19 protein-coding genes are annotated in these 20764 nt (G+C 60.9%); 13 read left to right on the forward strand and 6 right to left on the reverse strand.

All coding sequences use genetic code 11. From position 1 onward, the window contains the following. Positions 1-15 precede the first annotated feature (15 nt). The 4 genes from fetB to C9411_RS25650 form a co-directional block, all read right to left on the reverse strand. Entirely contained in the window at positions 16-789 is a 774-nt protein-coding gene (gene fetB, locus C9411_RS22885; protein WP_033645324.1) for an iron export ABC transporter permease subunit FetB, read from the reverse strand. Next, entirely contained in the window at positions 776-1453 is a 678-nt protein-coding gene (gene fetA / locus C9411_RS22890) for an iron ABC transporter ATP-binding protein FetA (RefSeq protein ID WP_063991728.1), read from the reverse strand. Before fetA ends, fetB begins: the two co-directional genes overlap by 14 nt. Before the next feature lie 190 nt (positions 1454-1643). Continuing rightward, on the reverse strand, positions 1644-1931 hold the full coding sequence (locus C9411_RS22895; RefSeq protein ID WP_063991729.1) for a FaeA/PapI family transcriptional regulator: 288 nt from the start codon (positions 1929-1931) through the stop codon (positions 1644-1646). Positions 1932-2004: 73 nt separating this feature from the next. Next, positions 2005-2286 carry a hypothetical protein gene (locus tag C9411_RS25650; protein WP_146158894.1) on the reverse strand — a complete coding sequence of 94 codons (282 nt, stop codon included), beginning with the start codon at positions 2284-2286 and terminating at the stop codon, positions 2005-2007. A 752-nt stretch (positions 2287-3038) separates the two neighbouring features. Between C9411_RS25650 and C9411_RS22900 the strand changes: the two genes are divergently transcribed. The 9 genes from C9411_RS22900 to C9411_RS22940 all read left to right on the forward strand — a co-directional run bounded on the left by C9411_RS22900 (position 3039) and on the right by C9411_RS22940 (position 11952). Further along, positions 3039-3569, forward strand: a complete 531-nt coding sequence (locus tag C9411_RS22900; RefSeq protein ID WP_107227987.1) for a fimbrial protein — start codon at positions 3039-3041, stop codon at positions 3567-3569. 88 nt (positions 3570-3657) lie between these two features. Then, entirely contained in the window at positions 3658-4209 is a 552-nt protein-coding gene (locus C9411_RS22905) for a fimbrial protein (RefSeq protein ID WP_060424946.1), read from the forward strand. Between the two features lie 79 nt (positions 4210-4288). Continuing rightward, complete coding sequence (locus C9411_RS22910) at positions 4289-6790, forward strand: fimbria/pilus outer membrane usher protein (RefSeq protein WP_107227988.1); 2502 nt, start codon at positions 4289-4291, stop codon at positions 6788-6790. Between the two features lie 30 nt (positions 6791-6820). Next, positions 6821-7564: a molecular chaperone gene (locus C9411_RS22915; RefSeq protein WP_063991732.1), complete on the forward strand. Its 744-nt coding sequence runs from the start codon at positions 6821-6823 to the stop codon at positions 7562-7564. Positions 7565-7575: 11 nt separating this feature from the next. Further along, on the forward strand, positions 7576-8187 hold the full coding sequence (locus tag C9411_RS22920; RefSeq protein WP_107227989.1) for a fimbrial protein: 612 nt from the start codon (positions 7576-7578) through the stop codon (positions 8185-8187). After that, complete coding sequence (locus tag C9411_RS22925) at positions 8165-9109, forward strand: fimbrial protein (RefSeq protein WP_107227990.1); 945 nt, start codon at positions 8165-8167, stop codon at positions 9107-9109. Before C9411_RS22920 ends, C9411_RS22925 begins: the two co-directional genes overlap by 23 nt. Before the next feature lie 8 nt (positions 9110-9117). Then, positions 9118-9648 (forward strand): fimbrial protein, encoded by a 531-nt coding sequence (locus C9411_RS22930; protein ID WP_233221940.1) that lies wholly within the window; start codon positions 9118-9120, stop codon positions 9646-9648. A 107-nt stretch (positions 9649-9755) separates the two neighbouring features. Next, positions 9756-10379 carry a LuxR C-terminal-related transcriptional regulator gene (locus tag C9411_RS22935; protein ID WP_107227991.1) on the forward strand — a complete coding sequence of 208 codons (624 nt, stop codon included), beginning with the start codon at positions 9756-9758 and terminating at the stop codon, positions 10377-10379. Positions 10380-10458: 79 nt separating this feature from the next. Next, on the forward strand, positions 10459-11952 hold the full coding sequence (locus C9411_RS22940) for a PLP-dependent aminotransferase family protein (protein WP_107227992.1): 1494 nt from the start codon (positions 10459-10461) through the stop codon (positions 11950-11952). Here C9411_RS22940 and C9411_RS22945 read toward each other — a convergent pair. After that, positions 11949-12788, reverse strand: coding sequence for a DMT family transporter (locus C9411_RS22945; protein WP_233221945.1), 840 nt, complete (start codon positions 12786-12788; stop codon positions 11949-11951). The two genes, C9411_RS22940 and C9411_RS22945, sit on opposite strands and share 4 nt — an antisense overlap. A 372-nt stretch (positions 12789-13160) precedes the next feature. On the opposite strand from C9411_RS22945, the gene C9411_RS22950 reads away from it, so the two are divergent. From C9411_RS22950 to C9411_RS22965, 4 genes are all read left to right on the forward strand, one after another. Beyond that, positions 13161-14411: an SrfA family protein gene (locus C9411_RS22950; protein WP_107227993.1), complete on the forward strand. Its 1251-nt coding sequence runs from the start codon at positions 13161-13163 to the stop codon at positions 14409-14411. Then, positions 14411-17356: a virulence factor SrfB gene (locus C9411_RS22955; protein WP_199200148.1), complete on the forward strand. Its 2946-nt coding sequence runs from the start codon at positions 14411-14413 to the stop codon at positions 17354-17356. Before C9411_RS22950 ends, C9411_RS22955 begins: the two co-directional genes overlap by 1 nt. Next, the gene (locus C9411_RS22960) at positions 17353-19533 is read left to right on the forward strand and encodes a virulence factor SrfC family protein (RefSeq protein WP_107227995.1); all 2181 of its coding nucleotides are present in this window, start codon (positions 17353-17355) and stop codon (positions 19531-19533) included. Before C9411_RS22955 ends, C9411_RS22960 begins: the two co-directional genes overlap by 4 nt. A 94-nt stretch (positions 19534-19627) precedes the next feature. Next, positions 19628-20041 carry a VOC family protein gene (locus C9411_RS22965; RefSeq protein WP_063991741.1) on the forward strand — a complete coding sequence of 138 codons (414 nt, stop codon included), beginning with the start codon at positions 19628-19630 and terminating at the stop codon, positions 20039-20041. On the opposite strand, the gene C9411_RS22970 is transcribed toward C9411_RS22965, so the two are convergent. Next, positions 20038-20721 (reverse strand): Crp/Fnr family transcriptional regulator, encoded by a 684-nt coding sequence (locus C9411_RS22970; RefSeq protein ID WP_063991742.1) that lies wholly within the window; start codon positions 20719-20721, stop codon positions 20038-20040. The genes C9411_RS22965 and C9411_RS22970 overlap by 4 nt on opposite strands. Positions 20722-20764 lie beyond the last annotated feature (43 nt).

Genomic DNA, 20764 nt, shown 5'->3' on the forward strand with positions numbered 1-20764 from the left:
CCGTTTTTCATGGCGTTACTTCAGGTTGCCGACCACCAGCTGGTGGCGCTCGTTGTAAAACTTACGGTAGGCCAAATAGCAGGCGATAATGGTCGACAGGCTGGCGGTGGAAAGCAGCATGAAGGTCACCATAATCTGGTATTTGATCGCTTTCACCGGGTCGATACCGGCGAAGATCAGCCCAGACATCATGCCCGGCAGGCTAACCAGCCCAACGGTTTTCGCCGAGTCCACGGTCGGAATCAGCGAAGCGCGGATGCTGTCGCGGATCAGCGCCGCCGAAGCGAACTTGGGCGTCGCCCCCAGGCTGAGCATCTCCTGAATCTTCTGCTGTTCGCTCTTGAAACGCTGGCCGAGGTTGGTGTAGCACAGCCCCACCGCCACCATGGCGTTACCGGCGATCATCCCGGAGATGGGGATCACCTGCATCGGCGTAAATTCGATGGAGCCGGTCAATACCAGCACCGCCAGCGTCAGCACCGCGCCGGTGGTGATGGCGATAAACGACGTCACGAACGCATGTTCGACGTACTTGCTGCGTTTCTTGGCGTTGTAGGCCGCGTTAAAACAGATGAACAGCACCATCAACACGGTGAGCACCGCGTTATCCAGGTCGAAAATATACTTCAGCACGTAGCCGACGATGATCAGCTGCACCACCGCGCGGCAGATACTCCAGATAATGTCCTTTTCCAGCGCCAGCTTTTCCCGGTGGCTGATCAGGATGGCGACCACCACCAGCACCATCGACAAGCCTAAGGATTCGTTGGTGATGTTATGCTGATTCATGCTGTTGCTCCTGTTGTTCGGCGCCGTGCGCGCGCAGGGTGATCACCTCATCCGCATGCGCTATCTCTTCGGTATCGTGCGTCACCCACAGCACCGCCAGCCGGTGCTCCGCTACCAGCTGATGAACGATTTCGTTGACGTTGCGCTTGTTTTCTTCGTCCAGCGCGCTGGTGATCTCATCGAGCAACAGCACCCGGGGCATAAACTGCAGGTTGCGGATCAGGGACACGCGCTGCTTCTCCCCGCCGGACAGCTCATTGATGCTTTTGGTCAGCATCGCCTCCGGCAACCCAAAACGCGTCAGATCGGCCTGCATTTTTCGTTCATCCGGCGACTGTTGACGGATCTGGTAGGGCAGCGCCAGATTGTCGTAAACCGTATTGCCGAACAGCGCCGGCGTCTGGAAGCAGTAGGAAACCTGCTTGCGATACGCCTCCGGCGATATCTCGCCGATCGCCCGTCCGTCGAAATAGAGGTTCCCGCTCGTCGGATCCATTAAAGAGGAGATGATTTTCAGCAGCGTGCTTTTCCCGCAGCCGGAAGGCCCGGTGATCAGTTTGAACTCGCCTTCACCCAGCGTGAAAGAGACGGAGTCCAGGATCACCTGGTTGTCTATTTGATAATGAATATCATCCAATCTCAGTATGTCTTTCTTTTCCTTCATTACGATGCCGGCTCCCTACACCTGTTCCCGTCTGAGCGATAAGTATATGGCTGCAAAAAACATCTTAGCAACGCCTGCGCGGGTGGCAGAGAGCGGAGAGGAGGATTGGCGGAGCAAAACGCCCCGCCAAATGATAAATTTAATTAATCATTAGCTGTAGGAATAGTCAAAAGCGACCGCCAGGGTCGAATCACTCTTTTTTTATCGCTGCCTGTTCGTCGCAGCTGTACCAGCGTAGAGAATTGTTGATGCTGCGGTGGGTGCAGTGAACCTTGCCCTCCTTTTCCAGCGCCAGCAGCAGGGTGCGGGTGGTATAAATGTTTTCACCGCATTTATCCGCCAGTTCACGCGTCTTCGGCCATTGCTCCGGCGGGGGATGATGGCCCCCGGCCCCTTCCACACGCTCCCTGCACAATCCTTGCAACACATCCAGCATCAGCGATTTTCTACTTTCAAACGTTTTCGGCACCTTGGCCATAGCATTCCTCCTGAGTGGTTACTGCTGAGCTCCCCGCTCATGGCTGCACGTCAGCGATGCGCAGGGGGATAAATCACGGCGGTGTCCGCGCAAACGGCGTTGTTCCGATAAAATAGACCTGGCGCTGTCGAACACCGCGAGAATGAATATTTATTAATGAATCCAACCTTTGCAGATAAAATGTCATGCATTGATCCTCGGATTTTTCACTAGGATTTTTCTGTGCAATTTTTTTCACGGTTATCATGGTACGAAGATGTTTAAACAATCCCATAACGAACCGCGAAGAAATAATTACCAACATCGTCAACGCATTCGCCTTACCTCTGCTAAAAGCATTAATCTCAGTAATCATTCCATTGATCATCCTTTCATTATCACTTAGGTCATTATTATATGATGAACATGGCATTTCCTGCCCTTTTCTGGTTAATCACAATGGGTTAAATAACATAAATGCGTCAAAAAAATAGCATCGGATAAGAATAATCTCCCCTCCATCATGTTGTTATTTTTTTGTTAAAAACACGTCAACAACCCAGGAATTGGCGTTGGAAACGCCATACGGACAACTAATCACACAAAATTATATAAAACAAATGCTTATGTTTTTCATTTTGTTTCATAAAGAAAATTTTTCAATGACCGTCAAAGCGTAATATTAGCAAAGCGATATTGCGCATTGTAGGGCAACAGCTATTCCAGTCGATCAAATATCTCGCATAACCTTATTTATACAGTGATTTATTCTGGATAATATTTACATACGATCTATTGGTTTTTGATCTTATATTTAACTTTTTCCTTTTGGTTTTATATTCTGAATTTGACTTATTTTAATAAAATCTATTTCCAAGCAATGCTATTGTTTGCAAGAATATTCCCAGCAAAACGCCATGCCGACATTCGGTTTTTAAAATCAAATAAAACCGACTAAACATCACATAACCATTTCGTTATTGAAAACAAATAACGAAGGGTGTGCGTATTGCCCAAAGCAAAAGGATCTGGCTCCCATCGCAGCGCAGCTGACAAGGCGTTGCCGCTCTGCGGGGATTTAGGTGTGCTTTTCTTTTTATTTAAATACTCTCTACAGGAACCTGAGAAATGAAACTGAATAAATTAATGCTGGCGACCGTCATTGCTTTTTCCACCGCCTCCTTTGCACATGCGGCGCCTAACCAGGGCAGCGGCACCGTGACCTTTAGCGGTGAAATTATCGATGCGCCTTGCAGCATCACGCCGGACTCCGTCGATCAAACCGTCCCGATGGGCCAGATCAGCAGCCGCATCCTGGCCAAAGAAGGCAAATCCAGCGCCGAACCCTTCAGCATTGAGCTGAAAGACTGCGCGCTCAACACCATGAAAAACGTCAAGGTGACCTTCACCGGCACGCCGGATGCCGTCAACAGCAAACTGCTGGCGTTGAGCGGTTCCGCCAGCGGCGCGGGCATCGTGATTTACGACCAGTTGCATGCCAAGGACGTTGAGTTGGGCACCGCAACGGACGGCCAGGGCCTGAACGAAGGCAACAACGCCCTGAAATTCGCCGCATACCTGCAAGGCAACAGCGCTTCCGGCGCCGTCGTGCCGGGCAAGTTCACCAGCGTGGCGAACTTTACCCTGGCTTATCAGTAAGCCTCGTTGGGGATGCCGGCACGGGCATCCCCATGCTTAACGACGCCGGCTCCGGCAAAGGAACCGATCTCGACAGGGAGAAGCCAGCATGACCATCCATTGGCGAGGCGCATTGCTGATCGCGCTCAGCATCGGCAGCGCTAGCGCCACGGCGAAAACTCAGGGCCACGGCAAAGTCAGCCTGGGCGGCGAAATCGTCGAAACGCCATGCAACATCGCCGGTGACAGTCTGGATCAAACCGTTGATTTCGGGCTGGTTTCAATGAGCGACGCCGGGCGGGATGCCCAGCCGAGCCTCATCGGAAGCCGCCGCCACTTCGCCATCAGGCTGGTGAACTGCGAACTGGCCAGCCAGATAAAACCCGATTTTATTTATCGCGCGGCCAACCTCACCTTCAGCGGCATCGCGGATAGCCAAGATCCGCAATGGCTCGCCGTCCAGGGCGAGGCGCGCGGCATGGCTATCGAGTTGCTGACCGACGCCGGTACCCCGATCCCGCTCGGCAGCACGACCGCAGATTATCTGATCGTCGCCGGCGACAACACGCTGCGCTTTGGCGCCCAGTTGCGCATTCACCCCGACAGGGCACGGGCGGGCGGTTTCAGCTCATTGGCCAAATTTACCCTGTCTTATCTGTAGCCGGTTTTCGTTAGGAACGCTGTACAGCATTACGTATTCAGGTCGTAGGGGATGACCTGCTATTAGGCGCGGATTTGCCATGAGTGATCATTCTATGACGTCTTTACTGACAATAAAAAAAACGCCCATCATCGTCATTCTCTCTTTTCTCTGGGCAAAACCGGTCTTTTCCGCCACGGAATTCAATACCGACGTGTTGGATATCGGCGAACGCAGCAAAGTGGACTTATCCCGCTTTTCCGACGCCGGTTACGTCATGCCGGGCACCTATCTGCTGGATATCAAAATCAACCAGAAAACGCTGCCCCAGCGCAGCATTCAGTATTTCCCGTCGCCGGATGACAAGAGCGGCAGCCAGGTGTGCCTGCCGCCTGACCTGGTGGAAAAAATGGCGCTGAAAGAAGAAGTGGCCAAAAAAGTCACCCTGTGGCACGACAACCAGTGTGCCGACATTCGCGGCATCAAAGGCGCAACCATTTCCGACCGCATCAGCGGCGGCGTACTGGCGATCACCATTCCGCAGGCCTGGATGAAATATTCCGATCCCGACTGGACGCCGCCCGAGCAGTGGGACGATGGCATCCCCGGCATGCTGCTGGATTACAATCTCAGCGGCCAAATCGGCAAACAGCACCACGACAACGGAACCACCGAAAGCCTCAGCAGCTACGGTACGTTGGGCGCCAACCTGGGCGCCTGGCGCCTGCGCGCCGATTACCAGACCGACTTCAACCAACAATACGGCCGGCGCGACAGCAATTTCGACTGGAATCAGATCTACGCATACCGCGCGCTGCCGATGCAGGCCGCCAGGCTGACGCTGGGCGAAATCTACCTGAATTCGCCGGTGTTCGACGCCTACCGTTTTACCGGCCTCAACCTCGCCAGCGACGAGCGCATGCTGCCGCCCAACCTGCAGGGTTACGCGCCTGAAGTACGCGGCATCGCCAAAAGCAATGCCCGGATCACCGTCTCTCAGGAAGGCCGCACGCTGTATCAAACCACAGTGCCCGCCGGGCCGTTCGCCATCCAGGATCTCAGCAGTTCGGTACGCGGCAAACTGGATGTGAAAGTGGAAGAACAAGACGGCAGCGTTTCCACTTTTCAGGTAGATACCGCCAGCATTCCTTATCTGACCCGCCCCGGCTACGTGCGCTATAACATGGCGCTGGGCAAGCCGTCTGCCTACGATCACCGCACGCAAGGGCCGGTGTTCTCTGCCGGCGATTTCTCCTGGGGGTTGAGCAACGCCTGGTCGCTATACGGCGGCGCACTGATCGGCGGCGATTACAACGCCTGGGCCCTCGGCCTGGGGCGTGACCTGAACCTGTTCGGCGCCCTGTCGGTGGACGCCACGCAGTCGATCGCGCGCCTGCCCAATGAACCCAGCGCCAAAGGCATGTCATTCAAGGTCAACTACGCCAAACGTTTCGACGAACTCAACGGCCAAATCACCTTTGCCGGCTACCGCTTTTCGCAGCGCAAATTTATGACCATGTCGCAGTACCTGCAGGCGCGCTACGGCGACATTGACGATCGCTACAGCGGCCGACAAAAAGAGTTGTATACCGTCACCGCCAGCAAAACCTTTATGGCGGAGGACAGCGCTCAGGCGATCACCGCTTATCTGACCTACTCACACCAGACTTACTGGGACGCCGGTGCGCAAAATCGCTACGGCATGTCGACCAGCAAGCTGTTCGACTTCGGCGGGATCAGCAATATCACCGCCTCGTTGGCGGCCTATCGCACTCACTATCGGGGCCGCACCGACGATAGCGCGATGCTCAATTTCACCGTGCCTATCGGCGAGCACAACCGCCTGGGCTACGCGCTGCAGGTCAATAACCACGACGTGACCCAAACGGCGACCTACACCGACAACAGCGACATCAACAATACCTGGCAGGTCGGCAGCGGCGTCACCCAGTCCGGCAAACCGACGGCGAGCGGTTACTACACCCATAACGCGTCGTTCGGCACGCTCAACGCCAACGCGTCTTATCAGCAGGGCAGTTACTCCTCGATAGGCGGAACTTTCCGCGGCGGCCTGACCGCTACCCGGCACGGCGTCGCCGCGCACCAGAACGCCGGCAACGGCGGCAGCCGCATGATGCTGGATACCAACGGTGTCGCCGGCGTGCCGATCAACAACGGCCGCGCTTACAGCAACCGCTTCGGGTTGGCGGTGATCTCGGATATCACCAGCTACTACAACACCGATACGCGCATCGACGTCAACAAGCTGGCGGACGACGTTGAAGCCACACGCGCGGTGGTGCAGGGCACGCTGACTGAAGGCGCCATCGGTTATCGCCACTTCGAGGTGGTGAAAGGCAGCAAGCTGTTGGCCACCATCAAGCTGGCGGACGGCAGCGAACCGCCGTTCGGCGCCACGGTGCTGAATGCGACCGGACGGGAGATCGCGGTGGTGAACGACGGCGGATCGGTGTATCTGACCGGCGTCCAACCGGAAGAACGGTTGGACGTCGCCTGGGAAGGCCGCCGTCAGTGCCGCATCGCCATCCCAGGCGCCGCCAAACCGCTGGACCGGCTGCTGTTGCCGTGCGCCAAACCGTAATCCGCAACACATTGAGAGTAGACGAATAACATGAACAAACATTCGATAGCAGTAACCGCGGGCAGCCTGGCGTTGATGACGCTGGTTTCGACGGCCGACGCGGCGATCGCGTTGGATCGCACGCGCGCCATCTATGTGAGCGACGCCAAATCGATCAGCCTTAACATAACCAATGAGAACAAAGAGTTGCCATTTCTTGCTCAGGCCTGGATCGAGAATGCGCAACATCAAAAGATCGTTTCGCCGCTGGTGGTATTGCCGCCGCTGCAACGGGTGGAAGCCGGAGAACGCAGCGTCGTGCGCATTACCAAAACGCCGGAAGCCGAGCTATTGCCGCAAGATCGCGAATCGGTGTTTTATTTCAATTTGCGCGAAATTCCGCCCAAAAGCAGCAAAGCCAACGTGATGCAGCTGGCGCTGCAAACGCAGATCAAACTGTTCTTCCGCCCGAAGGCCATCGTCGCCCCGCAGGGTGAGATATGGCAAGAGCAGCTGGTGTTCCACAAAACCGCCGACGGTTTCACCATCGAAAACCCGACGCCGTTCCACATCACGCTGACCGGTATCGCCCGTCAGACGCAGAAACAAGGCGGTGGCGCGATCGGCGATTTTCAGCCGGTGATGCTGTCCCCCAAATCCAGCGAAAAAGTGCGTTTGCGCGACAATGGGTTCGACGCCTTCGTCGTCACCTATATCAATGATTTCGGCGGCCACCCCGAGTTGCGCTTCACCTGCAGCGTTAACCTCTGCACCGCCGCAACCGGGAAAAAATAAGGAGATACGGCATGGCTGACTTCACCGGCCGCCTGCGGCCTCTGCTGATCGGCGCCTTGCTGCTCGGCAACGGCGCCGCAATGGCCTCTCCGCCGGGAGAGGTTCAGGGCACCAGCGGCACCGTCGGTTTTCAGGGCGCTCTGCTGAGCTCTCCCTGCAGCCTGGCGCCGGATAGCCGCGATCAGTCGGTCGATCTCGGTGAGATCGGCACGACCGCCTTCCGGCATGTCGGCGATCAAAGCGCGCCGGTACGTTTTCGTCTCGCCTTTAACCATTGCCTGCTGGGCGCCAGGGCGCTGGCAGACAATCCGGCCGGGATGCGCAATGGCGATGCCGGCCTGCTCTACCTGCGGGGGGAGCAGGCCGCCACGCTGGTGTTCCTCGGTGAAAGCGATCCCGACAATCCGCAGTTGCTGAAGCTGCACGGCGGCGTACAAGGCGTTGGCCTGCGGCTGAAAGATCAACGGGGCCGCGCATTGTCCCTCAACCAACCCGGCGCCCCCTATGTCTTGCAGCCCGGCGGCAATACGTTGTGGTTCAGCGCTCAGTTGGAATCAACCCGTCAGTTCATCGAAGCAAACCAATTCAAAGGAGTGGTGCATGTCCAGTTGGTCTATTTATAAACGCCTGGCGTTGCTGGGTTGCCTGGCGACGCCATTCGGCGCTCAGGCGCTGGAATGCCACCTGAATACCGAGAACGGCATTACCGAAGAGAGCGAGGATATCGGCCGGTTGACCATACCGGCCACCTTACCGGTCGGCAGCCGGCTTTGGACCTCTAAACCGATGAGCCGCGACGTTATGTGCTGGGCGCACTCCAGCAAACCCAAAGGGGAATGGGTTTATTTCTATCCCAATCCGGACAACCGGCAATTCGCCGCCGGCATCTCCATGGGGGTGATTTATAACGGCCAGGATCTTGGCCTGATCAATTCCCGGGTACAAACCGATATGTTTCGTACCCCCAAGCAACGGGAGCTCGGTCACGTCAATTACCAGGTTTATTTGCAAAAAACCGGAGAAATCATCGCGGGAGGCGCCAGCCAGATCGCCGTTTTTCAGCTCGATGGCGTAGGCGGCATCAACGTCCACCCAGGGAAAAATTACCGTTTCACCCTAACCGGGCTGGATAAAATCAAGGTCATCCAGTGCGCCGCGTCGGTGGAACTTTCAACCCCGGAAGGCGTTGATTTCGGCGAAATCCCCACCTGGAAACCCAATGCGGGCACCGTAGCGAGCAAGGATTTCAGCATCTTGATCCGTAAAAACGGCTGCAGCGACAGCTTCGCGCTGGACGCCAATTTCATGGTGAAAAACGGCACGCTGACCGACGCTACCGGCTTGAATATGGACAATGGTTCAACCTTGCGCATCCACGATAATTCCAACCCCAAATGGATTAAATACAATCAGTTCGACAGCTTCGCCGACATGAATGGTCACGATCAGGTGCAAAAATCCTACAGCGCCTCATTGCAGGCCACCGGGGAAGGACAGGAAGGCAATTTCCGTAAGACCGTAATCTTGCTGATTAATTATATTTAAGGGGGGTGATGATGAATAACTATCGGACAATCACCCTTCTGTGCAGTATCGGTTTTCTATTTTCCTCCGCAGTCGCGGCGGAAAATAAGGAAATAGACTTTTTCGGCTCCGTGGTAAGCAGGCCCTGCAATATCGACCCGCAGTCTCTTCACCAGACCGTCGAGATGGATACGGTGTTGATCAAAACGTTGTACCGCTACGGCCACACCAACCCCGTGTCATTTTCCATTCGCTTAACCGACTGTAAAACCGCCGTTTTCAAATCGGTCACCGCCACCTTTACCGGCACTGAAGATGCCGAACTGCCGGGCAAACTGGCGATCAACAATGGCGCCAACGGCGCCGCCATCGCGCTGTTCGACGGTGCGGGCAAAGCGATTGAGCTGGGTACGCCGGCTGATGCGGTGACATTGCAAGACGGACCCAATGCCCTGAGGTTCAGCGCCTATGTCCAGGCCCGGCCGAGCGCGATTAAAGATAAAACCCTTACCGAAGGCGCATTCAGTTCAGTCGCCAATTTTGTGCTGGCGTACCAATAAGCTCGCACTACCCCAGGGAAATCAGGAAAACGCCGGCGCCCCTTGCCGGCGATGGGTCGTTACCGTTCGCCACGGCCCGGTACGACGACCTTTTAAAGGAGCCCTCCATGCCAGATATTCGCTTCACGCTGTTCGACAGCGATAACTTCTACCGGCAGGGGTTGCACCTGCTGCTGCAGGATTATCTGCACTCCCTGAACGAATGCCACCGCCTGTACCCTCAGTTCGCGCCGTTGGCGCTGCAGACGCTGGATAACATCGAAATCGTGTTCCGCACGCCGGAAGAACGTTGGGGTTGCGCCTGCTGCTACCAGAGCCCCTACGGCATCCCGCTCCAGCGGCAGCTGACCCTGCTGATCCTCGACGATGCGACCCAACAACAGGTGAAAAACCTGCCGCAGCTGTTCAGTATCCATCGCCGCGATTCGGCTTACGCCATCCGCCTCAAGCTCCAGATGGCGCTGGAAAAATTCATCCAGCATCCGTGGATGGCGCTGCATGCCGCCGGCGTGTGGAAATGCCAGGCTTGCCGCATCGCTGCACTCAGCCACTGCGAAAAAAAGGTGTTGGGGTTGATGAGCAGCGGCATGTCCGCCTGCCGCATCGCCGGCCTGCTGCAGCGCAGCCAGAAAACCATCAGCGCCCATAAGCGCTCGGCAATGCGCAAGCTGAACGTGCGGAAAAACAGCGAGTTGAATAGGGTGCTGCTGAATCAGCGGGGGCTTGGCTGAGCGACAACAGGCTCGCGAGTGACACCAGAGTGGTTTACTCTGAATACTCATTTTCGTACTGTAAAGCGAGCCGGAATCCATGCCAAGAACAGCCAAAGTCGTTGACGTCCCCGCCCTCGGCGAACTCGATCGTCAGGCGGGCCAGCTTAGCCACCAGCTGGCGCAGGCCCTGCGCCAGGCCATCCACCGGGGCGATCTGAAAGCGGGCGACCTGCTGCCTTCGACGCGTCGGCTGTCGGCGGCGCTGAATCTGGCGCGCGGTACGGTATTGGAAGCATTTGCTCAGCTGACGGCGGAAGGCTTTCTCGAACCGCAGCCCGGCTCCGGCACCCGGGTCGCTCACTATCAGGCGCCGCGCCGCACGCCGCACGCCAAGGTGCAGGCGAGCTCGGCGGTAGCGGTGCCGCTTTCTTCACAGGCGCAGCATCTGGCGCGCTTCGCCGCCCAGGCGCGGGCGCTGCCGCCGGTGCCATTCACCGTCTCGGTGCCGATCGGCGATACCGCGCCCGACGATGTCTGGCGGCGGCTCGGCAACCGCATCCGGGCGCGTGGCCCCGGCGCCCCGTCAGGTTACGGCGATCCGCTGGGCGCGTTGCCGCTGCGCGAAGCCATCTGCGACTACGTGCGCCGTTCCCGCTCGGTAAACTGCACGCCGCAGCAAATCCTCATTACCTCCGGCACGCAACAAGGGCTCTATTTGGCCGCCCAGATCCTGCTGGACGCCGGCGACAGCGCCTGGGTCGAAGATCCCGCCTACGCCGGCATTACCGCCATTTTCGACAGTCTGTTTCGCGATCGGCGCATGATTAGGGTGCCCGTCGCCGACGACGGCATCGACGTTGCCGCCGGCGTGCGTCTGGCTGCCGACGCCCGCGCCGCCTTTGTCACGCCGTCGCATCAATATCCGCTGGGCATGCCGATGAGCATGGCGAAAAGAAGCGCCCTGCTGGCCTGGGCCAAAGAGCGGCAGGCCTGGATCGTGGAAGACGATTACGACAGCGAGATGCGCTACGCCGGCCACCCGTTCCCTTCGCTGCAGGGGCTGGCGCCCGAGCGGACGCTCTATCTCGGCACCTTCAGCAAGGTGCTGTTCCCTTCGCTGCGGCTGGGTTACGCCATCGTGCCGCCGCCGCTGGTCGACGCCTTTTGCGGCGCCAGGATCCTGATGGATCGCCATCCGCCCAGCGCGGACCAACACGTGCTGGCCGCCTTTATCGCCGAAGGGTATCTCGACCGGCATATCCGCAAAATGCGCGGCGTCTACGCCGAGAAACGCCGGGTGCTGATCGAGGCGATCAACACGCACATCCCCGCTGAGCTGGCGGTAGTGCAGCCCTGCGATCAGGGCATGCACATGGTGCTGTGGCTGAGGAAAGATCTCGATGACGTGCGGGTCGCCCAGTGCGCCAACGAAGCCGGATTGGCGCTGCGGGCGGTGTCGCCGATGTATGCACCCGGCCACGGTGAACCGGGCCTGGTGCTGGGATTGGGCGGTTACGCCGACCGCCAGGTGCAACAGGCGGTGGAACGGCTTGGACAGGAGATCCTGGCCTGCGCCGGCAGCAGCGCCTAGCGGGAAAAACGTTTGGCGCCAAACACGCAAACCACCACGCCGGCCATCACGGCGATCATCATCGGCTGGACGGTCTCATGCAGCAGCCAGCCCGCCAGCGCCAGGCCGAAGAACGGTTGCAGCAGCTGCAACTGCCCGACGGCGGCGATGCCGCCCTGCGCCAGGCCGCGATACCAGAAAATAAACCCAATCCACATGCTGAACACCGAGACGTAAACCAGCGACAGCCAGGCGGCGCCGCTGATCACGGGCCAACCGGCCGGCGCCGCCAGCCAGGTGGCCGCCAGCGTCAACGGCAACGCCACCACCAGCGCCCAGGAGATCACCTGCCAGCCGCCGATCCGGCGCGACAGCACCGCCCCTTCGGCATAACCCAGGCCGCACAGCAACACCGCCCCGACCATCAGCGCATCCCCTTGCCAGGCACCGCCGCTCCCCTGGCTCAACGCGAAAGCGCCCACCAGCACGGCGCCGACGCCTGAAAAAGCCCAAAAAGTGGGCTTGGGCCGTTCTCCGCCGCGCAAAACGCCAAAACCGGCGGTCGCCAGCGGCAGCAGACCGATGTACACCAACGAATGCGCCGACGTGGTGTGCTGCAGCGCCAGCGCCGTCAGCAGCGGAAAACCGATGACCACGCCGAGCGCCACAAACAGCAGCGGCGGCAAATCGGCCCGCGTCGGCCGCGCCTGCCGGGTGATCAGCAACGCACACAGGGCCAGCAAGGCGGCGATCGCCGCCCTGACCGCCGTCAGAAACAGCGGATCGAGCTCCAGCACCGCCACTCGCGTGGCGGGCAGCGAGCCGCTGAAGATCATCATGCCGAGGAAACCGTTCATCCAGCCCTGGGCCGACTGCCCGGCAGCGGGATGTGCAGGGGGAACAACGAGAGTTTTTTCAGACTGACTGTCCGTCATGTGAACGCTCCGCACGCCTGAGGCATACCGAAATCGGCAACCCGCGAGGCGATGTCATAGTGAAAGAGAACATCGTTCCCCGGCGTCGCTTGCCGGGGCCAGGTTCTATTTTTCAGATAAAGCGGTTCACAGACAGGTCCAGATAGCGAGATTTTCACTGTGCCGGTTAGCAAAGCATGCCGCTAACGCCAAAGAAGGGCGTTTTTCGGGCTGTCCTTGGCCGTTTGGCGGCTCGGCCTGCGGGGTATCATGGACTTTTATGCGTTTTTGCAGAACAGGACAAGGTGCGGTGCCGTGGTGAAACCCTTCTTACGCAGTGGCAGTTTGGATGATGTGCTGGCTTTAGGCGAAAACGGGCAACCGGTTTACGCCTGTGCGCAGCAGCTGCGGGAAACCCTGCGTCTTCGCCGGCAGCAGCAGGCCGCCGACTGTCTGGCGATCCCCCAACCGAACGAAAGCGGCACCCGCATCGACTGGTATGCGCCCTTCCCCGGCAAAGTCACCTCCTGGCTAGCGGCGAGCGACGCCCAGCGCGCGCAGGCGGTGCGCCACCTGGAACACTGCCTGACGACCTTCCGCAGCCTGACGGAACAGGCCCAGGCGACCGATCACCCCAGCCATCGCCTGTTCGGCGCGCTGCTGGCCAAAGCGATGCACATGCCCGATCCCAACCACGTTTATCTGGTGGACGACCGGCCGGTGCTGACCTTCTGGGGCTTTATCAAGCCGCAGGCGCAGAGCCCGGACGATCCGTTGGCCTGCCTGCGCCCGATCGAAGCAGAGGTGAAAGTCGAAGTGGAAAAACCGGCGCCGATCGCCGCCGCTCCGCGTAAACCGGCCATTGTCGAACCGGTAAAACCGGCCCCGGCCGCCGAGTCCGAACCGGTGCCTGCCCCGGCAGCGCCTATCGAATCCCCTGCCGCCGTTCGCCCACGCCGGCGCCACGCGCTGTGGCTGTTGCCCGTACTGCTGCTAGGCAGTGCGGCGCTGGCCGCCTGGCTGCATCGCTCACCACCGCCGCAACCGGCGATGCCGACTGAGGTGCAGCATCCGGCGCCGCCGGAAAAAACCGCCGCGCCGTTGCCTAAGCTGCGTTTGCCGCTGGCGCACGCGACGCTGATGCCGCCGCCATCGGCGCCGGTCATCCCGCAGCCGGCGGACAAAAATGCGCTGGTGCTGCCGCCCGAGGCGGTGAAGGCCGGCTCCACCCGTTTCCTTAACGGCAAATGGCGCGCCACGGTGGCGCTGAAAGATCCGATCACCGGCAAACGCCCCAGCCTGCAATACCGCCTGAACGCAGGCAAAGGCAACGCCATCATCGCCTACGGCGACGGCGTCAGCTGCCGGGTGGCGGTCGAAGCCGGGCTGATGCAGTCCGGCAATCTGGTGATCAACAGCCGCACCAAGGCGCGCTGCAGCGACGGCAGCCGCTACCAGATCCCGGAGATCGTTTGCCGCCAGGGCGAAACCGGCGCGGCGGAGTGCACCGGCCGCTACGATGCGGACACCACCTATCCCATGACGTTCAAGCGCGAGAGTAAATGATGCTGGCACCCCTTACGGACTACAAACACGGCATTACGCTGATTCAGGACAGCGGCATTCAGTTTCTGGACTTTGCCCTGACGCCGCTGCTGGACGCCGAGTTTCCCGGCAAATTCGTGCGCAAGACCGCCAGCGGCCCGCTGCTGCGCCTGCAATGGGAGGCCGAGAGCGGCAAATACCAGCTGCCGGCCGTGAGCGACCAGGCCGCCGAAGTGGTGCGGCCGGAGTTCAGCTATCCGCTGCAGCAGTCGCTGCGCCTGCTGGATAAGCTCTGGCTGCCGCTGCCCTTCTTGCGCCACACCCCGGCGGGCCTGTTTTTGTCGGGCCCGGACAACTGGGCGCGCCTGCAGGTGGTGCAGTTGGATGAACCGGATCAGGACGGCAACCTGCTGCGCGTGGTGCTGGCCTTCGACACCCGTGCCGCCGCGCCCGGCCAGGAGGCGCTGGCGCCGGGCGAAAGCGATCTCGGCACCGGACTGAACTTCGCGCTGGCGCACCGCAACCACGAGCTGGGCGAATTTCTCGATCTGACCTGGGTAGACGGCTGGCTGCGCGAGGCGTTCAGCCAGCGCGCCGCCGAGCGGGAGCAGCGCGCCGAAGTGGAGATCAACGCCGGGCTGAAAACCTTCGAGTATCAGGCGCACTACCTCAACCTGCTGCACATGCTCGGCCACCAGCTCGCGGTGCCGCAGATAAAGATGGTGGCGGCGACGCTGCAGCAACCGGCGATCGACGTCGATCTGGTGCTGGACGTCGGCAATTCTCACACCTGCGGCGTGCTGGTCGAAGACCACCCGGAAGAGAGCAACGGCCTGAAGCAAACCTACGAGCTGCAGCTGCGCTCGCTGTCCGAACCGCACCGCGTCTACAACGAACTGTTCGAGAGCCGGGTCGAGTTTTCTCAGGTCAGCTTCGGCAAGCCGCATCTGTCGTTCCAGAGCGGGCGCGACGACGCCTTCCAGTGGCCCTCCATCACCCGCGTCGGCCGCGAAGCCGCGCAATTGGCGCAGCGGCGAACAGGCCATGAAGGCACTACCGGCATTTCCAGCCCGCGCCGCTACCTGTGGGACGAGGAGCGCTATGCGCCCGGCTGGCGCTTCAACGAGCGGCACGAGCCGATGGCCGCCGCCGCACCGTTGACCACCCTCATCAACGACGAAGGCGTGCCGCTGTCCACCCTGCCGACGGCGCAACGGCTGCCGGTGTTCGCCGCCCATTACAGCCGCAGCGCGGTGATGACGCTGATGCTGAGCGAGCTGTTGGCGCAGGCGCTGATGCAGATCAACGGCATCGCCCAACGCAGCCGCATGCCGAACGCCGCCGCGCCGCGCCGTTTGCGCGCCATCATTCTGACGCTGCCTTCGGCCATGCCGAAGCCGGAGCGCGAGATCTTCCGCCGCCGCATGCAGGAGGCGATCGGGCTGGTGTGGAAGGCCCTCGGCTGGCACCCGCAGGATGCGCCGTTCGACGGCGCGCACGCCCACTTCCCGGTGCCGCAGGTGCAGATGGAGTGGGACGAGGCCACCTGCGGCCAGATGGTCTATCTGTACAACGAAACCCAGGTGAACTTCGCCGGCCGCACCGACGCCTTTTTCGCCGCCATGGCCCGGCCAGACCGGCCGCTGGCGCCGGACGAGCAGGCGGGTAAAACGCTGCGCATCGCCTCCATCGACATCGGCGGCGGCACCACCGATCTGGCGATCACGCACTATTCGCTCGACGACGGCGTGGGCAACAACATCAAAATCAACCCGCGCCTGCTGTTCCGCGAGGGCTTTAAAGTCGCCGGCGACGACATCCTGCTGGACGCCATCCAGCAGTTTATCCTGCCCGCCGTGCAGCAGGCGTTCGAAGCCGCCGGCGTGAGCGCCGCCGCGGCGCTGATGGACAAACTGTTCGGCAACGAAGGGCGCATGGACGGGCTTTCCACCCTACGTCAGCAGGCCGCGCTGCAGATTTTCATGCCCGCCGGACGCGCGCTGCTCGGCGCCTATGAAGAATACGATCCGCTGGACAGCCGGGCGGAAATCGCCGCCAGCCTCGGCGATCTGCTGCCGCAGCCGCCGACGCCGCAGGTGCTGGCGTTTATCAACGGCGAAGTGCAGCGCGAAGCCGACAGCGACGCCTTCAATATTCTGCACACCCCGCTGGTGATCCGCCTGGCCGACCTGCACGCCGCCTTCTTGTCCGATCGCATCGGCATCGGCCGCTGCCTGCGCCTGCTGGCCGAGGTGGTGGCGCTGTATACCTGCGACGTGCTGCTGTTGACCGGCCGCCCGGCGCGTTTCCCCGGCGTGCAGGCGCTGCTGCGCCATCTGCAACCGCTGCCCGCCAGCCGCATTCTGCCGCTCGAGGGCTACCACACCCGCAGCTGGTACCCGTTCAACAAACGCGGCCGCATCGACAACCCGAAATCCACCGCCGCGGTGGGCGCCATGCTGTGCCTGCTGGCGATCGACCTGCGGCTGGAGAGCTTTTACTTCAACGTCGGCGATTTCCAGCCCTACTCCACCATTCGCCATCTGGGCATGCTGGACGGCAATAACATGCTGGCGGACGATAACGTCTATTACCGCGACATCGATCTGGATCGCGCCGACTTCGCGCTCGACCCCGCCGGCAGCTTCCAGCTGCGCGGCCCGCTGCGCCTGGGCTTCCGCCAACTGGACAACGAGCGCTGGCCGGCCTCGCCGCTCTATACGCTGACCATCAATGACGCCCAGCTGGCGCGCAAACTGGCCGGCGATGCGGTGATCACCCTGCGGCTGGCTATTACCGCCAGCGCCGAACAGGGCGCAGAAAGCGTCAAGATCGCGCAGGCGTTGTTGGCCGACGGCAGCCCCGTCCCGGCGCACCACCTGCAACTGAAACTCAATACCCTGGCTGCCAGCGCCTCCGGCGCGACCCACTACTGGATAGACAGCGGGAGCATTTACCCACGATGAAAGCCACCACTACCGCCCAATCGGCCCCGAACCACGCACTCAGCACCGGCATTCTGCAGGCGATCGCCTGGGTGGACGCCGCACGCCGGCAGTCCACCCGTTTGGAACAGGAGGCGGATCGCCTGACGCTGCGCCTGCGCCGTTGCCATAACCGCGCGCTGCAATTGGCGAATGCGCAACCTGAGCAGGTCGCTATCGGCCTGTACGGCCACAACGCCACCGCCAAGGCCCACCTGCTGGCGGCGCTGGCCCCCGGCGCAGAAAGGCTGCACGCAGACGCCGCGCTGGCGGTGCGTTACTGCGCCGCCGCGCCGTCGCCGTGCGCCGAGTATCCTCTCGCCCTCGCGCTGCTCGATGAAGCGCAGTGGCTGGCCATCACGCTCGATGCCGCCGCGATGGGCGGCTTCCGGCTGGACTGGGACGCCCGCGCGATCGCCAGCCACCTGCAAGCGTTGGCACGCCACCGCCAAGCCGTCGCCCTCGACGGCCTCAGCGACAGCGATGTGCTGACGCTGTGGGATAGCCAACGCCGCCACGGCGACAAGGGGCAACAGACGCTGGACAGGCATTTCTGGCCGCAGGCCGTGGCGCTGGCGCCGCAGTTGAGCATTGACGATCGCGCGCGCCTGTTTGCGCCGCTGTGGGGAGAGGAAACAACGCTGACGGCGCGTTATCGCCAGTTGGCACACACGCTGCATGCCCTCGGCGGCAGCCGACAGGTTCATGCCCCGCACCGCGTCTTGCCGCTGCTGACCGCGAGCGCCGCAGCGGAAAACGCGACGATCGTCGTGATGGCCGAACACGGCGGTGAACGGGAGATCGCGCTGAGCGATCTGATCTGGCTGACCGCCGAAGTCACCACCGTTCTGCCGCAAACGGCGCAGGCGGGCCTGCCCGCCGACGTGGCGCTGATCGACCTGCCCGGCAGCCACGCCTGCCCGCAGGCGGAACCAACGCAGCGGCTGCAACAGGCGAAACGCGCCCATTTGCTGACCCGCTGCGCAGACGGCCTGCACGCCAACCTGCTGCTGGTGGCCGATGCGGCCGCCACGCCGCAGGATGCCGCCCGCATCGGCCAGGCGCTCGCCAACTGGGTCAACCAGACTCAGGGGGAAACCCCGACGCTGCGCCAGCGCCGCAAGCCTGGCCTGATCTGGGCGATCACACCGTTCGATCAACGCGGGGAAGGCAAAGCGCGTCCCGACGACGCCGTACAGCGCCAGGTCGGCGAGCCCGGCGACAGCTGGGCCACGCTGCTAGCGCTGGATGAACAGGATTGCCGCCGCATGGTGAGCTACCTGGCCGCCCAGGCGCGCCCGGTCCAGAAGCAAGCGCGCCTGCTCGAACAGCGCGAAGAGTTGCAGCGCGAACTGACGGAAAGCCTGCTCGGCAACTGGCTCACCGCCGCCGATCCACACGCGGCGCAGCAACGCGGCCAACAGCTGCTGCGCGCGCTGCAGGCGCAGGCCGGCCGCCACGGCGAACTGCTGGAGCGGCTGTTGCCCCAGCGCGATACGTTGCGCCAACTTTATCAGCAACAGCAGCACGCCGTACCGGCCCCGGCGGCGACGCCTGCGCCGTTCGGGCTCGATATCGATCTGTTCGGCGCACCGGAAACCCCGGCGCCCGGTGAGTCCCCCGGGTCATCCTTTGCCGCGCGGGTATTCGCAGATTGGATCAACCATCTGCGCAGCCTGCCGGACAGCCGCCGGTTGCTGGAGCTGCTCGGCGTCGAAAAGCCGCATCTGGAACTGCTGGTCGATGCGCTGATCGGCGCCGCCTGTCGCCTGCAGCTCAATGATGAGCTGGAACGCGCGCTGTGCGCCGGGGGCCTGCCGGAACAGAGCGAAGATCGGCAAATCAGCCAGGCGCTGGCGCTACTGGGCGACTTCGTCGCCTGGCTCGGCTTCCAGCGGCGCGATGCGGCAACGCGCCCCGAGAGCCGCGTCAATCCCGGCCAGCCGATCTTTACCCCGCCGCCGCAGCCGGCGGTGGACTGGAGCGGCCAGCAGCGGCTAACCCGGCTGGCGCCGACGCCGACCAAAAATACCGCGTTTTATATCTATGATTGGCTGATCGGCCTGCAAACCCTGCTGGCGGAGAATGCAGCGACGGAAAGCGCGCTCGGCGAGGCGCAGCGCGCGGCGTTGGAAGAGATCGTGGCAACTCTGCGATAAGCGGCAGCTCTGGCAGCAATAGGGGGCGAAAACAGGATAAATCGGGCGTTGCCGATTATGCTGATGAGTAACGCAGCGATTCTGGGAGAAAATCATGCCCCCTTTCAGCCTGAAGACTATCGATCATGTGGTGTTACGCGTGCGCGATGCGGAAAAAAGCCTGCGGTTCTATACCCAGACGCTGGGTTGCGACATCGCCAAACGGCGGCCCGATTTGGGGCTGGTGCACCTGCGCGCCGGGGCGGCCATGATTGATCTGGTCGACGTTAACGGCCAGCTTGGAAAAAAAGGCGGCGACGCGCCCGATCCTCACCGGCAAAATGTCGATCACCTCTGCCTGCGCATCGATCCTTTCAACGAAGACGAGCTGTTGACCTATCTGCGATCGCAAGGGATCGCCGTCGATCCCGCTGAATCTCGCTACGGCGCGGAAGGCGACGGGCCGTCGATTTACTTCAACGATCCGGACGGCAACCGCATAGAGCTTAAGGGGCCGGCGATCGGCTAGATCCTGGCACTCCCGTTGATGTCGGCCAGCCGTTGGCTATCCACCACCCGTAGCGATTTGTTTTTAAACTGAATAATACCGTCCGCCGCGAGCCGCGCCAGCGCGCGGCTCAGTTGCCTGACGGAGATCCCTAATCTGCCCGCCAACAACTCCCTGTTTTCGAGCTGAATCTGCACGCCTTCCTGCTTTATTTTAAATAACAAAAATTTGCGCAGCTTATATTCTGCCGTTAAGCCGCCGCTCGCATGCAGCAATGAAGCGTTAAGCAGCTTGTCGCTCAACTGGCGGCACATAAAGGCGAGGAAAACAGGATCGTGCATGGCCCGCTCTTTGATGACCTCGATAGGCAGCGTGAAGATCAGCGCGTCCGTGACCGCCTGTACGGTGCTGAACACCGCCCGCTGCGCCTGGGAGAACAGCTCCAGATCGCCTATCACGGAGAAATCCGTTTCGAAGGAAAAGACGATGTGCATGCCGTTCACATCGTAATTCTCAACCTGCAATTTTCCCTGCACGAGAAAAAACAGGTGGGTCAACCGATCGCTTTGCGTCACCAGGTATTCACCGGCCTCGACCCTGACCAAGCGCAAGGCGGCCAGCAGCGGGGGCGAAAGCGCCGTTCGCAGATCGTGAGCTTCGATAAACGCTTCTTTTAGCTTGCTGTCACCGACAGTTTTCACGGCGATTCACTCCCAGGGCTTATCCGTTAACGTCTTGCATCCT

The sequence above is a fragment of the Serratia sp. Nf2 genome, assembly GCF_003028435.1.
Lineage (GTDB): Bacteria > Pseudomonadota > Gammaproteobacteria > Enterobacterales > Enterobacteriaceae > Serratia > Serratia marcescens_L.

What these genes read in the sequence shown, in the direction of transcription:
- C9411_RS22905 (WP_060424946.1), top strand. Translation starts at nt 3,658, where the DNA reads ATGACCATCCATTGGCGAGGCGCATTGCTGATCGCGCTCAGCATCGGC.
- C9411_RS22935 (WP_107227991.1), top strand. Translation starts at nt 9,756, where the DNA reads ATGCCAGATATTCGCTTCACGCTGTTCGACAGCGATAACTTCTACCGG.
- C9411_RS22945 (WP_233221945.1), bottom strand. Translation starts at nt 12,788, where the DNA reads ATGAACGGTTTCCTCGGCATGATGATCTTCAGCGGCTCGCTGCCCGCC.
- C9411_RS22920 (WP_107227989.1), top strand. Translation starts at nt 7,576, where the DNA reads ATGGCTGACTTCACCGGCCGCCTGCGGCCTCTGCTGATCGGCGCCTTG.
- C9411_RS22960 (WP_107227995.1), top strand. Translation starts at nt 17,353, where the DNA reads ATGAAAGCCACCACTACCGCCCAATCGGCCCCGAACCACGCACTCAGC.
- C9411_RS22915 (WP_063991732.1), top strand. Translation starts at nt 6,821, where the DNA reads ATGAACAAACATTCGATAGCAGTAACCGCGGGCAGCCTGGCGTTGATG.
- C9411_RS22940 (WP_107227992.1), top strand. Translation starts at nt 10,459, where the DNA reads ATGCCAAGAACAGCCAAAGTCGTTGACGTCCCCGCCCTCGGCGAACTC.
- C9411_RS22955 (WP_199200148.1), top strand. Translation starts at nt 14,411, where the DNA reads ATGCTGGCACCCCTTACGGACTACAAACACGGCATTACGCTGATTCAG.
- fetB (WP_033645324.1), bottom strand. Translation starts at nt 789, where the DNA reads ATGAATCAGCATAACATCACCAACGAATCCTTAGGCTTGTCGATGGTG.
- C9411_RS22900 (WP_107227987.1), top strand. Translation starts at nt 3,039, where the DNA reads ATGAAACTGAATAAATTAATGCTGGCGACCGTCATTGCTTTTTCCACC.
- C9411_RS22925 (WP_107227990.1), top strand. Translation starts at nt 8,165, where the DNA reads ATGTCCAGTTGGTCTATTTATAAACGCCTGGCGTTGCTGGGTTGCCTG.
- C9411_RS22930 (WP_233221940.1), top strand. Translation starts at nt 9,118, where the DNA reads ATGATGAATAACTATCGGACAATCACCCTTCTGTGCAGTATCGGTTTT.
- C9411_RS22895 (WP_063991729.1), bottom strand. Translation starts at nt 1,931, where the DNA reads ATGGCCAAGGTGCCGAAAACGTTTGAAAGTAGAAAATCGCTGATGCTG.
- C9411_RS22965 (WP_063991741.1), top strand. Translation starts at nt 19,628, where the DNA reads ATGCCCCCTTTCAGCCTGAAGACTATCGATCATGTGGTGTTACGCGTG.
- C9411_RS25650 (WP_146158894.1), bottom strand. Translation starts at nt 2,286, where the DNA reads ATGATTACTGAGATTAATGCTTTTAGCAGAGGTAAGGCGAATGCGTTG.
- C9411_RS22910 (WP_107227988.1), top strand. Translation starts at nt 4,289, where the DNA reads ATGAGTGATCATTCTATGACGTCTTTACTGACAATAAAAAAAACGCCC.
- fetA (WP_063991728.1), bottom strand. Translation starts at nt 1,453, where the DNA reads ATGAAGGAAAAGAAAGACATACTGAGATTGGATGATATTCATTATCAA.